The sequence below is a fragment of the Salinicola halimionae genome, assembly GCF_003206065.1.
In the GTDB taxonomy this organism is placed as follows: Bacteria; Pseudomonadota; Gammaproteobacteria; order Pseudomonadales; family Halomonadaceae; genus Salinicola; species Salinicola halimionae.
Genome location: NZ_PZJQ01000002.1, coordinates 425343 through 438222, shown reverse-complemented (window position 1 = coordinate 438222; position 12880 = coordinate 425343). Strand labels below are relative to the sequence as shown.

At 58.7% G+C, this 12880-nt stretch carries 12 protein-coding genes; 7 read left to right on the top strand and 5 right to left on the bottom strand.

The window, feature by feature from the left end:
- Positions 1-41 precede the first annotated feature (41 nt).
- On the bottom strand, positions 42-1619 hold the full coding sequence (locus tag DOM27_RS02535; RefSeq protein WP_110654909.1) for an FMN-binding glutamate synthase family protein: 1578 nt from the start codon (positions 1617-1619) through the stop codon (positions 42-44).
- Between the two features lie 291 nt (positions 1620-1910).
- Between DOM27_RS02535 and DOM27_RS02530 the strand changes: the two genes are divergently transcribed.
- The 3 genes from DOM27_RS02530 to DOM27_RS02520 all read left to right on the top strand — a co-directional run bounded on the left by DOM27_RS02530 (position 1911) and on the right by DOM27_RS02520 (position 5491).
- Positions 1911-3290, top strand: a complete 1380-nt coding sequence (locus tag DOM27_RS02530) for a GntP family permease (RefSeq protein ID WP_110654476.1) — start codon at positions 1911-1913, stop codon at positions 3288-3290.
- Positions 3291-3315: 25 nt separating this feature from the next.
- Positions 3316-4083: an SDR family oxidoreductase gene (locus DOM27_RS02525; protein ID WP_110654475.1), complete on the top strand. Its 768-nt coding sequence runs from the start codon at positions 3316-3318 to the stop codon at positions 4081-4083.
- Between the two features lie 274 nt (positions 4084-4357).
- Positions 4358-5491, top strand: coding sequence for an alkene reductase (locus tag DOM27_RS02520; protein WP_110654474.1), 1134 nt, complete (start codon positions 4358-4360; stop codon positions 5489-5491).
- Between the two features lie 106 nt (positions 5492-5597).
- On the opposite strand, the gene DOM27_RS02515 is transcribed toward DOM27_RS02520, so the two are convergent.
- The gene (locus tag DOM27_RS02515; protein ID WP_110654473.1) at positions 5598-6014 is read right to left on the bottom strand and encodes a RidA family protein; all 417 of its coding nucleotides are present in this window, start codon (positions 6012-6014) and stop codon (positions 5598-5600) included.
- Positions 6015-6198: 184 nt separating this feature from the next.
- On the opposite strand from DOM27_RS02515, the gene DOM27_RS02510 reads away from it, so the two are divergent.
- On the top strand, positions 6199-6792 hold the full coding sequence (locus tag DOM27_RS02510; RefSeq protein WP_110654472.1) for a TetR/AcrR family transcriptional regulator: 594 nt from the start codon (positions 6199-6201) through the stop codon (positions 6790-6792).
- Between the two features lie 15 nt (positions 6793-6807).
- Here DOM27_RS02510 and rph read toward each other — a convergent pair whose 3' ends face one another.
- On the bottom strand, positions 6808-7530 hold the full coding sequence (rph, locus tag DOM27_RS02505; RefSeq protein WP_110654471.1) for a ribonuclease PH: 723 nt from the start codon (positions 7528-7530) through the stop codon (positions 6808-6810).
- Between the two features lie 189 nt (positions 7531-7719).
- Between rph and DOM27_RS02500 the strand changes: the two genes are divergently transcribed.
- Complete coding sequence (locus DOM27_RS02500; protein ID WP_110654470.1) at positions 7720-8583, top strand: YicC/YloC family endoribonuclease; 864 nt, start codon at positions 7720-7722, stop codon at positions 8581-8583.
- A 254-nt stretch (positions 8584-8837) separates the two neighbouring features.
- Entirely contained in the window at positions 8838-10094 is a 1257-nt protein-coding gene (locus DOM27_RS02495) for a tyrosine-type recombinase/integrase (protein ID WP_425353281.1), read from the top strand.
- A gap of 76 nt (positions 10095-10170) precedes the next feature.
- On the opposite strand, the gene DOM27_RS17865 is transcribed toward DOM27_RS02495, so the two are convergent.
- A complete protein-coding gene (locus tag DOM27_RS17865) occupies positions 10171-11067 on the bottom strand; it encodes a hypothetical protein (RefSeq protein WP_157956700.1) in 897 nt (298 codons plus the stop codon).
- Between the two features lie 409 nt (positions 11068-11476).
- On the opposite strand from DOM27_RS17865, the gene DOM27_RS02485 reads away from it, so the two are divergent.
- Positions 11477-11710: an AlpA family transcriptional regulator gene (locus tag DOM27_RS02485; protein ID WP_342588598.1), complete on the top strand. Its 234-nt coding sequence runs from the start codon at positions 11477-11479 to the stop codon at positions 11708-11710.
- 527 nt (positions 11711-12237) lie between these two features.
- Here the strand turns inward: DOM27_RS02485 and DOM27_RS02480 are convergent.
- Positions 12238-12849: a lambda exonuclease family protein gene (locus DOM27_RS02480; RefSeq protein WP_110654468.1), complete on the bottom strand. Its 612-nt coding sequence runs from the start codon at positions 12847-12849 to the stop codon at positions 12238-12240.
- Positions 12850-12880 lie beyond the last annotated feature (31 nt).

Here is a 12880-nt window from a genome sequence, read left to right as displayed (position 1 = left end):
ACCTGGCGTTGATACCTGAATCTGATATCTGAGGCGGATACCTAGAACCGATCCACTGCCGAGGCCTGCCACTCCGCCTGCCAGGCCTCAGGCACCTCATCACCCAGCAACTGTCCCGCCTCGAGCCTTGGCAGCTCGAACTCGGCGTAACCCCTGGCGGGGGCGTAGGCGCTGCGATGACGAATGTGGTTCGGCGTCAGCTCGTCGAAATGCGACAGTCCCATGGCGCCGGTCATCGCCGCGAAACCGCCCAGCGTGGCCTGGTGATAGCGGGCCACGCGCTCGGCCTTCTCCGGCACGTTGATCGCCCGCGAGCGCTTGGGATCCTGCGTCGCCACCCCGGTCGGGCACTTGTTAGTATGGCAGCGCCGCGCCTGAATGCAGCCGACCGCAAACATGAACGGCCGCGCGGCGTTGCACATGTCGGCACCCAGCGCGACCTTGGTCACCATGTCGTAGCCCAGCGCGACCTTGCCGCTAGCGATCAGGCGAACCTTTTCCCGCAGGCCGGCCCCGCGCAGGGCGTTGTCGACAAACGGGAGTGCTTCGTCGATGAACACCCCGAGACTATCCGAGAACTCCTGCGGCGCCGCGCCAGTGCCACCTTCGGCGCCATCGATGACGATAAAATCGACCAGCGTGCCGGTCTCGACCATCGCCTTGCAGATGCTCAGGAATTCGCTGCGTTTACCCAGGCAGAGCTTGATCCCGACAGGTTTGCCGTCGCTCAGTTCACGTAGCCGAACGACGAACGCCATCAGCTCTCGCGGGGTGGAAAACTCCGGATGCGACGGCGGCGATTCGCAGTCCTGGCCCATTTCGATCTGGCGCGTGCTGGCGATCTCCCGGTTGACCTTGGCGCCCGGCAGCAACCCGCCATGCGAGGGCTTGGCGCCCTGGGAGATCTTGATCTCGACCATCTTGACCTGATCGCGCCGCGCCTTCTCCTGAAATGTCTCGGCATCGAAACGGCCGTTTTCATGACGGCAGCCGAAATAGCCCGTGCCCAGCTCCCAGATCAGGTCGCCGCCGTGTTTCTCGTGATAGGGGCTGATCGCGCCTTCGCCGGTATCGTGGGCGAATCCGCCCTGCCTGGCACCCAGATTCATCGCCTCGATGGCCTTGCCGGAGAGTGCACCGAAGCTCATCGCCGAAATATTGAGACGTGACGAGCGATAGGGCCGCGCGCACTGCGGCCCGCCGATGGTGATCCAGCGTGCCTCGTCCGGCACCTTGCCGGGCTGTATCGAATGGTAGGAAAAGTTATAGCCCGCCGCGTCGACGTCACGAATGGTGCCGAACGGCGAGGTATCTCCGCTGCCGTCGGCTCGCGCATTGATCAGGTTGCGCTGTTCGCGGGAAAACGGCCTGCCACTGGTTTCGGACTCGAAAAAATACTGACGCAGCTCCGGGCGAACGAACTCGAGCATATAGCGAAGATGGCCGATCAGCGGATAGTTGTAGAGCACGTTGTGGGGCGAACTCAGATCGCGCCAGCCGACGAGCGTCAGCGGCACCCATAGAATGAGTAGCCACAGGAAAGCGTGCCAGAACACGCCGATGACCAGAGTGGCCGCGATCAACGCAGCCGTCAGAAGATAAAAAAATTGGCGATACATGATTGGCTGTCCGACGATGAAGGTGGCTCCGTCAGTGTTGGTCGAGTCCGAGCATTGATCAAATCGCATCGTTCGGATCATCGCGTGCTGAAATGACGGGTCGTAAAAAAAGCGGCACGAATGACGCCACCCTCGATCGATCCAGGCTCGGCCACTTCTGGCAGCATTCAAGTCGGTGTCGGCGCCAGAAATCGAATGACAGCGCTCGGCACACAAACCAATGTCGTATTTTCAGATATATCACGCTGTGCGACCGTGGCAGCGCACCGATCATTCCCGGGAGAAAGCCACATGGACGACTGGACACAAACTCTGACGGCAGGACCCCTGCTGGGCATCGCCGCCGCCGCGATCGCCCTGCTGCTGGTCTTGATCATCCGCTTTCATCTACACGCCTTTCCGACGCTGGTGCTGGTCAGCCTGCTGACCGCGTTCGCCACCGGCATTCCCGCGGGCGCCATCGTCGATACCATGACCGACAGCTTCGCCGGCACACTGGGCTCGGTGGCGCTGCTGGTCGGTTTCGGCGCGATGCTGGGCAAGCTGGTGGAACACTCCGGCGGTGCCCAGGTGCTGGCCGAGCGGATGGTATCGCTGTTCGGTGAGGCGCGAGCGCCCTTCGCGCTGGGCCTCGCCTCGCTGATCATGGGCTTTCCGATCTTCTTCGATGCCGGCCTGATCGTGATGCTGCCGATCATCTTCGCCGTGGCGAAGCGCCTGGGTGGCCCGGTACTGCTCTATGCGCTGCCGGCCGCGGCGGCGTTTTCGGTGATGCACGTTTTCGTACCGCCTCACCCCGGCCCTGTCACCGCGACCGAGCTCTATGGCGCCAATCTGGGTCTGGTGCTGCTGGTCGGGATCATCATCGCCTTCCCGATGTGGTATCTCTCCGGTTATCTGTGGGGACGTTTTGCGGCCAGTCGCTTCGACTTCAAGCTGGAAGTGAGCCTGTTCGGCGGCCAGGACAACGACGAGATCGAGAACCCGCCCAGCGTGGGCACGGTCATTTCACTGCTGCTGCTGCCGTTGGCCCTGATCTTTCTCAACACCGGACTGGATTTCGCCCGCGCCGCCGGCGTAGTCGACAGCGATGCCACCTGGTTCCAGTTCCTCTCCTCGCTGGGCGAAACGCCGATCGCGCTGCTGATCTCGGTGCTGGTGGCAATCTACGTGCTGGGCAGCCGCCGCGGCGAAGGCGGTAGCGCGCTGGAGAAGATCGTCGACTCCTCGCTGGGCCCGATCTGCTCGGTGGTCCTGATCACCGGCGCCGGCGGCATGTTCGGCGGCGTACTGCAGGCTTCGGGGATCGGCGACGCGCTGTCCGATTCGATGAGCGACCTGGGCCTGCCGGTCATCGCTGCCGCCTATCTCGTCGCCGTGGTCATGCGCCTGGCGCAGGGTTCCGCCACCGTGGCGCTGGTCACCGCCGCCGGTTTGATGGCCCCGGCCGTTGCCGGTGGCGACTTTTCCGCCATGCAGATCGTTGCGATCACGCTCGCCACCGCCGCCGGCTCGGTCTTCGCCGGCCACGTCAACGACTCCGGTTTCTGGCTGGTGGGGCGTCTGCTGGGCATGGACGTCAAGACCACGCTGATGACCTGGACCGTGCAGCAGGCGCTGGAGTCGGTGGTCGGGTTCGTGCTGGCCTGCGCCGTCTATCTGATCTTCTAGAGCACTCACCGATACGAGGACAACGATGACCAATCTATTCGACATTCAAGGCCAACTGGCGCTGATCACCGGTTCCACCCGCGGACTGGGCAACGCGCTGGCCCGCGGGCTGGCTGAACAGGGCGCCCGCGTGATCGTCCACGGACGCAGCCAGGAAGCGGCCGAGGAAGCCGCCCGGAAGCTGGCGGCGGAAACCGGCGCCACGGTCGACGCCGTGGCCTTCGACGTGACCGATGCCGAGGCGGTGAAAGCGGCCATCGATCCGTTGATCGAACGTCTCGGCGTGCCGGATATTCTGGTCAACAACGCCGGCTTGCAGAAACGCGGCCCGTTCAACGACTTCGACCCCGCCGACTGGGACGCCGTCATCGCCACCAATCTCTCCAGCGCTTTCTATGTGTCGAAGGCGGTGAGCCCGGCGATGTCGGAACGTGGCAGCGGCAAGATCGTCAATATCGGTTCGGTGCAGTCGAAACTCGCCCGGGAAACCATCGTGCCCTACGCCGCTTCCAAGGGCGGCGTGGCGCTGCTGACTCAGGGAATGGCCGCCGACCTGGCGCGCTACGGCATCCAGGTCAACTGTCTCTCGCCCGGCTACTTCCAGACCGACATGAACCAGGCCCTGTGGCAGGACGCCGACTTCAACGCCTGGATCGAGAAGCGCACCCTGGCGCAACGCTGGGGCCAAGTCGAGGAGCTGGTGGGTACGCTGGTCTATCTCTGCTCCGGCGCGTCGAATTTCGTCTCCGGACAGAACGTGTCCGTCGACGGCGGGATGACCTCGGTGGTCTGAGCAGAAGGCAGACAGCGAGCAGCGAGCAGCGAGCAGCGAGCAGCGAGCAGCGAGCAGCGAGCAGCGAGCAGCGATAGCTTTCCTGCATCGGCATGGTCGTCAGGATTCATTGTTGGCTGGCTAATTGTTTCCTAGACTTTGGTCCAATGATCGCGAGCCCAATCGGGCTCGCTTTGTTTTGACCTTACGTCATCACGGCCTCGTGTCATCGCTGATCATGCCATTGCTGATCACTTCAACGTTGCCCGGACCGTCGTAAAAAGGAGTTCACGATATGACATCGCTATTCGAACCGTTCGATCTTGCCGGCACCCGCCTGAACAACCGCATCGTCATGGCGCCGATGACCCGTGCCCGCGCCAAGGGCGACGTGCCCGATGAAATGGGCGCGCTCTATTATCGTCAGCGTGCCAGCGCCGGGCTGATCGTCTCCGAAGGCAGCCCGATCTCCCGCGAGGGCCAGGGTTATCTGTTCAACCCGGGCATCTACGGCCCCGATCAGATCGCCGGCTGGAAGAAAGCGACCCAGGCCGTGCACGAGCGCGGCGGCGTGATCTTCTGCCAGACCTGGCACGTCGGGCGTGTCTCGCACACCTCGATCCAGCAGAATGGCGCCGCGCCGATCAGCAGCAGCACCAAGCAGGGTGGTATGGCGTTCGGCTACAACGACGATGGCCAGCCCGACATGCTGGCGGCCACCACCCCACGTGCGGCGACCACCGAAGAGTGCCGCCGGCTGGTCGACGATTTTGCCCAGGCCGCGCTGAATTCGCGCAATGCCGGCTTCGACGGTGTCGAGCTGCATGGCGCCAACGGCTATCTGCTCGAGCAGTTCATCAACGCTGGCATCAACGACCGCACCGACGACTACGGCGGCTCGCGCGAAAACCGCTGCCGGCTGCTGCTCGAAGCGATCGACGCCTCCATCGCGCTAATCGGCGCGCATCGTGTCGGCGTGCGCCTGACGCCCTACGGCACGCTGTTCGACATGCCGCTGTATGACGACATCGAAGGCACCTATCTCTATCTCGCCGAGGAGCTAAGCAAGCGCGATCTGGCCTATGTCCACCTGATGGATCAGGGTGCTCAGGGGCAGGATGGTCTGCCGCGCGAGTTCCTGCGCCAGTTCCGCGATGCCTATCGCGGCACGCTGCTGTTCGCCGGCAACCTCGACAAGGCCGAAGCGCAGAAGCTGATCGACGACGGCGTCATCGATCTGCCGGTGTTCGGCCGCCCGTTCACCTCCAATCCGGATCTGGTCGAGCGCCTGCAGAACGACTGGCCGCTGGCCGATTTCGACCCGAACACGTTCTACGGCGGCGATGCTCGCGGCTACGTCGACTTCCCCACCTACGAGGAAGAGCAGGCGCGTCTGGCCCGCGAGAAGATGCTCGAAGAGAAGTCCTGATCGTCTGACTTGAGACGAAACGCCGACAGTACGTTTTCCGTATCCTGTCGATGAGACGACGAACGCCCCGNNCGGGGCGTTCGTCGTTGGGGGGGGACAGCTGGTATCAGGCGTCGCTCGGAATCCGCGCCACCACCTTGATCTCGAAATCGAACCCGGCCAGCCAGGTCACGCCCACCGCCGTCCAGTTGGGATAAGGCGGAGCCGGGAAATGTCGCGACTTGGTCGCCAGTACCGTCTCGAACTGATTTTCCGGATCGGTGTGGAACGTGGTGACGTCGACGAGATCTTCCAGCCCGCAGCCAGCGGCGGCCAAAACCGCTTTCAGGTTGTCGAAGGCGAGCGCGACCTGGCTTTCGAAATCGGGCTCCGGCGAACCGTCCTCGCGGCTACCGACCTGGCCGGAGACGAACAGCAGATCGCCGGAGCGAATCGCCGCCGAATAGCCATGCTTCTCGTAAAGTGCACTGCGGTTGGCGGGAAAGACAGGCTGCGGCGACTGGGTAGGTTGAGCTTGCAACATGGAATGACTCCTCGAGAGGGCGCGATGCATGAAGGCGCCGATAGATTGACATACGACACGTATATTAATTACGCATACGCTGCGTATGTCAAATTTATATACACTCCGTATGCCAATATCCGTCGTCTCGCGATACCCTTCCGGCGGCAGCGTGAAGGAAGCCGTCTTGAACACAGGAGAGATCATGACCCGACGCAGTCGCGCCGAAATGCTGGAAGAGACGCGCGCCAAGCTGATCGACGCCGCGCGATCGGCCTTTGCCGAGAAGGGCTATGCCGGCGCGTCGATGGACGAACTCACCGCCCGTGCCGGCCTGACCCGTGGCGCGCTATACCATCATTTCGGCGACAAGCGGGGTCTGCTGGCCGCCGTCGTCGACCGACTCGACAGCGAGATGGCCGCTCGCGCCCACGAGATCGGGCAGCGCCATACGAACGCCTGGGAGGGGTTACTGGCAGAAGGTGGCGCCTACATCGAGCTGGCGCGTGATCCCGAGATCCAGCGCATCGTGCTGCTGGATGGCCCGGCGGTACTGGGAGATCCCTCTCAGTGGCCGAGCCAGAACCGCTGCCTGCTGGCGACGATGACGACGCTGGAGGCACTGACCAAGGCGGGAATCGTCAAACCGGTCGACGTGGAAGCTGCCGCCCGGCTGATCAATGGCGCGGCGCTCAACGCCGCGCTCTGGGTTGCCGCCAGCGACGATGCAGACGTGCTGGAAAGAGCCACCGACGCCTTCCGCCAGCTGGCGTCCGGGCTATTGGTCACGCGCGACTGACGGCAGGCCTGGCGACTAGCGACGAATGCCCAACGCTTCGTGCTGCTTGGCGAACAGTGCCTGACAGCCGCTCTCAGCCAGGTCGAGCATGCCGTTGAGCTCGGCGCGTGAGAACGCTTCCGCTTCCGCCGTGCCCTGCACCTCGATCAGCTTGCCATCTTCGGTCATCACCACGTTCATGTCAGTGTCGGCGGCGCTGTCTTCCGGGTAATCCAGATCGAGCACCGGGGTGCCCTTGTAGACGCCCACCGAGATCGAGCTGACCAGCTGCCGGAACGGGTCGGTCTTGATCATCTTCTTGCGCTGCATGTACTGCAGCGCCTCGATCAGTGCCACGCAAGCCCCGGTGATCGACGCCGTGCGCGTGCCGCCATCGGCCTGCAGCACGTCGCAGTCCACCGTGATGGTGTATTCGCCGAGCTTCTTCAGATCCACCGCCGCGCGCAGCGAACGGCCAATCAGACGCTGAATTTCCAGCGTGCGCCCGCCCTGCTTGCCGCGTGCCGCCTCGCGGCCGCTGCGGGTATGGGTCGCACGCGGCAGCATGCCGTACTCGGCAGTCACCCAGCCCTGATTCTTGCCACGCAGCCAGCGCGGCACGCCGGCTTCGACGCTGGCATTGCACAGCACCTGGGTATCCCCGAAGGTGACCAGCACCGAGCCTTCGGCGTGACGGGTATAACCGCGGGTCAGCGTGACCTCGCGGGGCTGATCGGGTTGTCGTCCACTCGGGCGCATGAAAGCCTCTCGATCCAAAACATCAATGATAGAAGCACCGCGTTGAAGACGCTTCAGGAAGGTCGGCCATTCTACACATCCTGTGCGCACAATCACCGCCAGAGGCCGTAGAACCGATCGGCGGCGACCCCGCGTCTTCACCGATACGTTACACTTCAGCGATCAGCTCGACGATTCAAGGAATTCCCCATGCCCCATAGCATGACCGCGTTCTCCCGCCAGACCCGTGATGCCGACTGGGGCAGCCTGCAGCTCGAATTGCGCTCGGTGAATCAGCGCTACCTGGAGCCGCATTTTCGACTTCCCGATACCCTGCGCGATCTCGAACCGCACTACCGCGAAGCGATGCGCCAGCGACTCGCCCGCGGCAAGGTGGAGTGCTCGCTGCGCTTCGACCCCGCCGAGGGCAACGCCGCCCCCGGCATCAACGCCGATCAGCTCACCGCGCTCTCCCAAGCGCTGGCCCAGGTTCGCGTCCAGCTGCCGGAAGCGCCGATGCCCAATGCGCTGGAACTGCTCGCCCACCCCGGCGTGATGGCCACCCAGCGCCTGGATATCGATCAGGTCAAAGCCGCAGGCATCGAACTGTTCGACGCCGCGCTGAAGGATCTGGAAACCGGCCGCGCCCGCGAAGGCGAGCGCCTGGCTGAATTGATCAACGAACGGCTAAAGGGCGTGCGCGAGCAGGTCGCCATCGTGCGCGAGCACCTGCCGACGATTCTCGAGCGCCAGCGCACCCAACTGCTTGAACGGTTGGATGCCGCCAAGACCGAACTCGACCCGCAGCGGCTGGAAGCGGAAATGGTGATGATGGCCCACAAGGCCGACGTCGCCGAAGAACTCGACCGGCTGGAGACCCACGTCACCGAAGTGGAACGGCAGCTCAAACAAAAGGGCCCCATCGGGCGGCGCCTCGACTTCCTGATGCAGGAACTCAACCGCGAAGCCAACACCCTCTCCTCCAAGGCCATCGTCGCCGACACCACCCGCTGCGCGGTGGAGCTGAAGGTGCTGATTGAGCAGATGCGGGAACAGATTCAGAATATAGAGTAAAATCTACCGACATCTGAAAGAATCCTCAAATCGCTGAATTTGCTATTTTTTTGATGCCAAACCGTCCACAGACGTCTATCGAGGTCCCGTAAAATCCATCTCCAACTGGGGGGTAATGTGGGTAGTAAACCCGTTGCTTCCTCAGCCCATCTCCGTCAATATCGAAGGTACTACCCACCCTCCTAGTATGCTGACACTCGCCAAGCTCGCAGGACGTGGACCCAGTTGGCCCCGGACTGTATTTCGGAGAGGTGATGGGTAGAGCTCAAATACTTCACCGGGAAGGGATAACGATCGTGGGAAGCCTCAACGCCAAGAAAGTGCAGTCACTCGTCAAAGACGGGTCTTCAGGGAGACATAGTGACGGTGGGGGGTTGTATCTGATGGTTCCGAAGAAGGGAGCGCCTTACTGGATGCTGCGCTACTCCCTGCTCGGTAAGCGTCGAGAAATGTCTTTAGGCAAGCAGGCGCACCTCTCCTTGGCAGAGGCTCGGTCCAAGGCGCTGGAGCATCAGAGATCTCTTCAGGCAGGTGTCGATCCCATCGAATCACGTAAGCAGGAGCAACAGGTCTCGATCAGAACCGTGAACGACCTGTTCGCTGACTGGTATCCCGATTTGGAGAAACGTCTCAAGCATCCCCACATCCCAAAGCGCGTGTACCGTAAGGAGGTGGAGCCCAGCATCGGAGAGCGGGAGATCGACGCGGTCACTCCGATGGATGTTCGAGACATCATCAGGAAAGTCTCAGCCAGTAGGCGGCCCACCACTGCCAACGACACGCTGATGTATCTGAAGCAGCTCTTCAATCATGCCGTTAAGCTCGGGCTGATCACTTACAACCCGGCCTCAGCGTTCAACGTCAATGATGCTGGAGGCGTAGAGAAGAGCCGTGACCGTGCGCTGACGCTGGATGAGATAAGCAAAGTCTTTGCGGTATTTCGCGAAAATCGCTCGAGCTTCACTCGGGAGAACTATCTCGCCTGCGCTCTACTGATCGTGTTGGGAACAAGGAAAACCGAGCTGACCGAAGCCAAGTGGGACGAATTCGATTTGGTACGCCGCCGATGGGAGTTGCCCGGGGAACGCAGTAAATCGGGCGTCGGTATGATCGTACCGTTGCCGCCTCAAGCCGTTGACTGGCTTCAGGAGCTTCAAGTTCGCGCCTGCGGCTCGGAGTTCGTATTTCCCAACCGGCGCAGCAGCAAGCTACCCCACATGGGTAAAGACACTCTGAACCACGCTATCGCCAAGCTTTTCGGCCGGGAACCGGGCATGCAGCAACCAGAGAACCGAATGGGCGACATAGCCATATTCACGTTACATGACCTACGCCGCACATGTCGAAGTCTACTGGCCTCAGTGGGTACTCCCGGCCATGTTGCTGAGCGATGTCTCAATCACAAAATCAAAGGAGTAGAGGGCATATACGACCGATACGATTATTTTGAAGAGCGCAAGCTGGGTCTCCAAAATGTCGCAAACCTTGTCGCCCCCGAAATCAACAAATAGCCATTCACCGCTTGAGGTTGACCGCCAACTTATGCTTGGAAAATCTAACTCTTAATCACAAAGCGGCGAGAACCAATCACACGCCGCTGTTTACGTGGAACTCCTTAATAATTCTTTCCAACGTTTTATACATTTTCTCGTCATATCGCCTCGAAATCATATCGAGCATTTCTTTAGTCTCCTTACTGATGTATGTGTTTAGTGGAACCTTTCCTTCCTGTTTATCACGAAAAACCCTCTGGCTCCACGCCTTTCTAAACTTCATCACCCCAAGCATGGCATCACTCCCGTGAGCAATAGTGTCAAATACAGCAATAATGAAATCACGCTTCTCCACTGAGCTCTTTGGGTAAAAAAGGCTGCATGCAGGGTAATTTTTCCCAGCATACTCCCAAGCCCACTTACATTGAGTATCATTGCAACCATCTAACCAATCGTATTTTATAGGTCTAGAATTAGACTTGGACCACTTGTTTTTCAACCCACTCATTAGATTTTGCTTGAAACTTACAGGAAATAACCAACTATCGAAAAAAGCACAAATCTGTGCATAATGATGATCCGAGTCTTTAGATAATTGCCGACCTAATATTGAATCGAAGTAAGTGCATTCCCGCTCAGATTCCGCAACGGGCGGCAATGCGCTTGAATCACAAAGCTCTCGAAAATCATTTGCTGTAGCGGTTTTAAGCCACAACCAAGCAAAATTACTGGCGCGCTTGTTTTCCTTTAACCAAGAAAATTCGGCATCAGGCAAAACCATTCCGCTTCTAGCTTCAACCAAATCCCGAATGATATTTTTTTGTTCACTCTCGGTAAAGCTCAGGACATAAGACCTTATTGAAACCGGACTGCTCGTGATATTTACTGCTTTAAAATCTCTAGACCTTATGTGTCCTTCATAAAATCTACAGTATCGATCATTATTAAACTCAAGCGGTCCAAATGAAACATTCCCTCTATCAACACCCATGCAACCCCCATTCGCCATGACCCAAGAACTACGTAACCTTACCGTATGTTTATCGGCACATTTTCAATTTCCTTTAGCGGCTTTTGTGTAGCCTCGACGAAGTACTTTCAGAATATTCACGTAACCAAAAATTTCTCATGCTCTCTGAGAATCAGCACGTTACTGATCATTTCCAGTGCTTTGATGACACCTACTCCCATACAAAAATATCCGAGACCCAATCCACCGTTATGTCCACAGAGGGCTTATGAGGCCAGTGCGTTTAGCTCAGGCAAGGTCTCGACGCACGTCCAGAGAGGCTTCAAAATCTGCGATATACCTCAGTTGGTGCTAGCAAGCGTATCAATTCACTTGCACGCCGCAGCATAAAACTGAGTGGCAGTAAAAATTTATAGCCTTGGTGAATCTCATGAGACGAACATGGAGCTTCGTAGACATGAGATTAATCAAACTGAAAGACGTGATGTTTCAAACTGGCTTGGCGCGATCCACTGTTTACAAATACATTTCTGAAAATAGGTTTCCAAAGCCAGTTTCTTTAGGAGAAAGAAATGTCGCTTGGGTAGAAAGAGAAGTTGACGACTGGATAGCCTCGAAAATTATGGAAAGAGACGAAGCGTGCGAGCAATTCGAGAAACAGTAATCGATCACGTTTCGTAAGCGCTATTGAAAGCTCAGCAGTGCACCACCACAGAAACTTAAACTTACTTTGCGGATGGCGAAAGGCCTTTGAAGAATATGACTAGATAGCGAAGATACAGACCAAAAGAAACAAGACTATAACCTGTAGATACAGACGTCATATCACGACTGGCAGATTATCTACCGTCCACCGGCATTCAAATCGGCAACTAAGCTGAAGAGGCAACCTGATCTAACACTCACTCCAACCAAGACAGTAGCTACTGGATAGCCCTCCTCTCTTTTGAACACGTCACAGCCCTTCACTACGGGGCAGGATAACAACTCATTAAAATCCACTTATTGGAATTAGCATCGAAAGACGCCACCCTATCTCAAAGCCATGACACCAAAAAAAAATAAGGAACAGCCCCCGTACTCGGCGCCACCCGCAGGCAGCGCCAAATATCGCATTGAGGTTTAGAACCGGCATAGACTTTCATCTAAAATGCCAATCGGATTTTTTTCAAAGGCTAAGTTCAGACTAACTCAAGCTGCCATTACTGAACCTAACCTTCGCTCCATCTCGTCATGAAACGCCTCCACGCGCTCCGCTATGGTTTGAATCAACGCCTCATCCCGATAGGCCCGCTTCACAAACAGCGGCATTCCCGGCCAGTAACTGACGAAATCGATCCACTCTCGCTCACTTACCCATAAGCCGCCCTGACATTGGGCGATATGCTCGGCAGGGATTTCTCCAGCCAGCAGCAGTTCGATTTGATACTTGGGCAGTTTCGTTTTGATTTCGACCAAACCATCATTACCTACAACGCAGTCCGGCGAGTAACCTACCCCGTTGTTGAGAATGATGCCGACTTGTTCCAGGTCCGAATGACCGGTTGCTTCCCAATAGAGCTCCCGGGCCACCGGTTCCATTTCATGGCCCCGCTGGGTGTGAGCATTGCCCGTAAAGGCTGCGGCCGCTTCTCCCGTGATGCGCTCACCGATCAGCTGATGCATATAGCTGATGGCTCCGGCACCGAATCCACCAGGCCCTTTACCCTTGACCAGCAACGTCTTGAGCTCGGACATGGTGACGATGCCGAGACGCGCGGCATGCCATTCCGGCGTGCCCTGCTCTACGTTGAGTATCTGCATGGCCTTTTCCTCCTCGAGATGCGGGTTGGTC

Excerpts from the sequence above, each read along its gene's own strand:
- DOM27_RS02495 (WP_425353281.1), top strand. The coding sequence starts at position 8,838 with ATGGGTAGAGCTCAAATACTTCACCGGGAAGGGATAACGATCGTGGGA.
- DOM27_RS02510 (WP_110654472.1), top strand. The coding sequence starts at position 6,199 with ATGACCCGACGCAGTCGCGCCGAAATGCTGGAAGAGACGCGCGCCAAG.
- DOM27_RS02515 (WP_110654473.1), bottom strand. The coding sequence starts at position 6,014 with ATGTTGCAAGCTCAACCTACCCAGTCGCCGCAGCCTGTCTTTCCCGCC.
- DOM27_RS02520 (WP_110654474.1), top strand. The coding sequence starts at position 4,358 with ATGACATCGCTATTCGAACCGTTCGATCTTGCCGGCACCCGCCTGAAC.
- DOM27_RS02500 (WP_110654470.1), top strand. The coding sequence starts at position 7,720 with ATGCCCCATAGCATGACCGCGTTCTCCCGCCAGACCCGTGATGCCGAC.
- DOM27_RS02530 (WP_110654476.1), top strand. The coding sequence starts at position 1,911 with ATGGACGACTGGACACAAACTCTGACGGCAGGACCCCTGCTGGGCATC.
- DOM27_RS02525 (WP_110654475.1), top strand. The coding sequence starts at position 3,316 with ATGACCAATCTATTCGACATTCAAGGCCAACTGGCGCTGATCACCGGT.
- DOM27_RS02535 (WP_110654909.1), bottom strand. The coding sequence starts at position 1,619 with ATGTATCGCCAATTTTTTTATCTTCTGACGGCTGCGTTGATCGCGGCC.
- DOM27_RS02480 (WP_110654468.1), bottom strand. The coding sequence starts at position 12,849 with ATGCAGATACTCAACGTAGAGCAGGGCACGCCGGAATGGCATGCCGCG.
- DOM27_RS17865 (WP_157956700.1), bottom strand. The coding sequence starts at position 11,067 with ATGGGTGTTGATAGAGGGAATGTTTCATTTGGACCGCTTGAGTTTAAT.
- DOM27_RS02485 (WP_342588598.1), top strand. The coding sequence starts at position 11,477 with ATGAGACGAACATGGAGCTTCGTAGACATGAGATTAATCAAACTGAAA.
- rph (WP_110654471.1), bottom strand. The coding sequence starts at position 7,530 with ATGCGCCCGAGTGGACGACAACCCGATCAGCCCCGCGAGGTCACGCTG.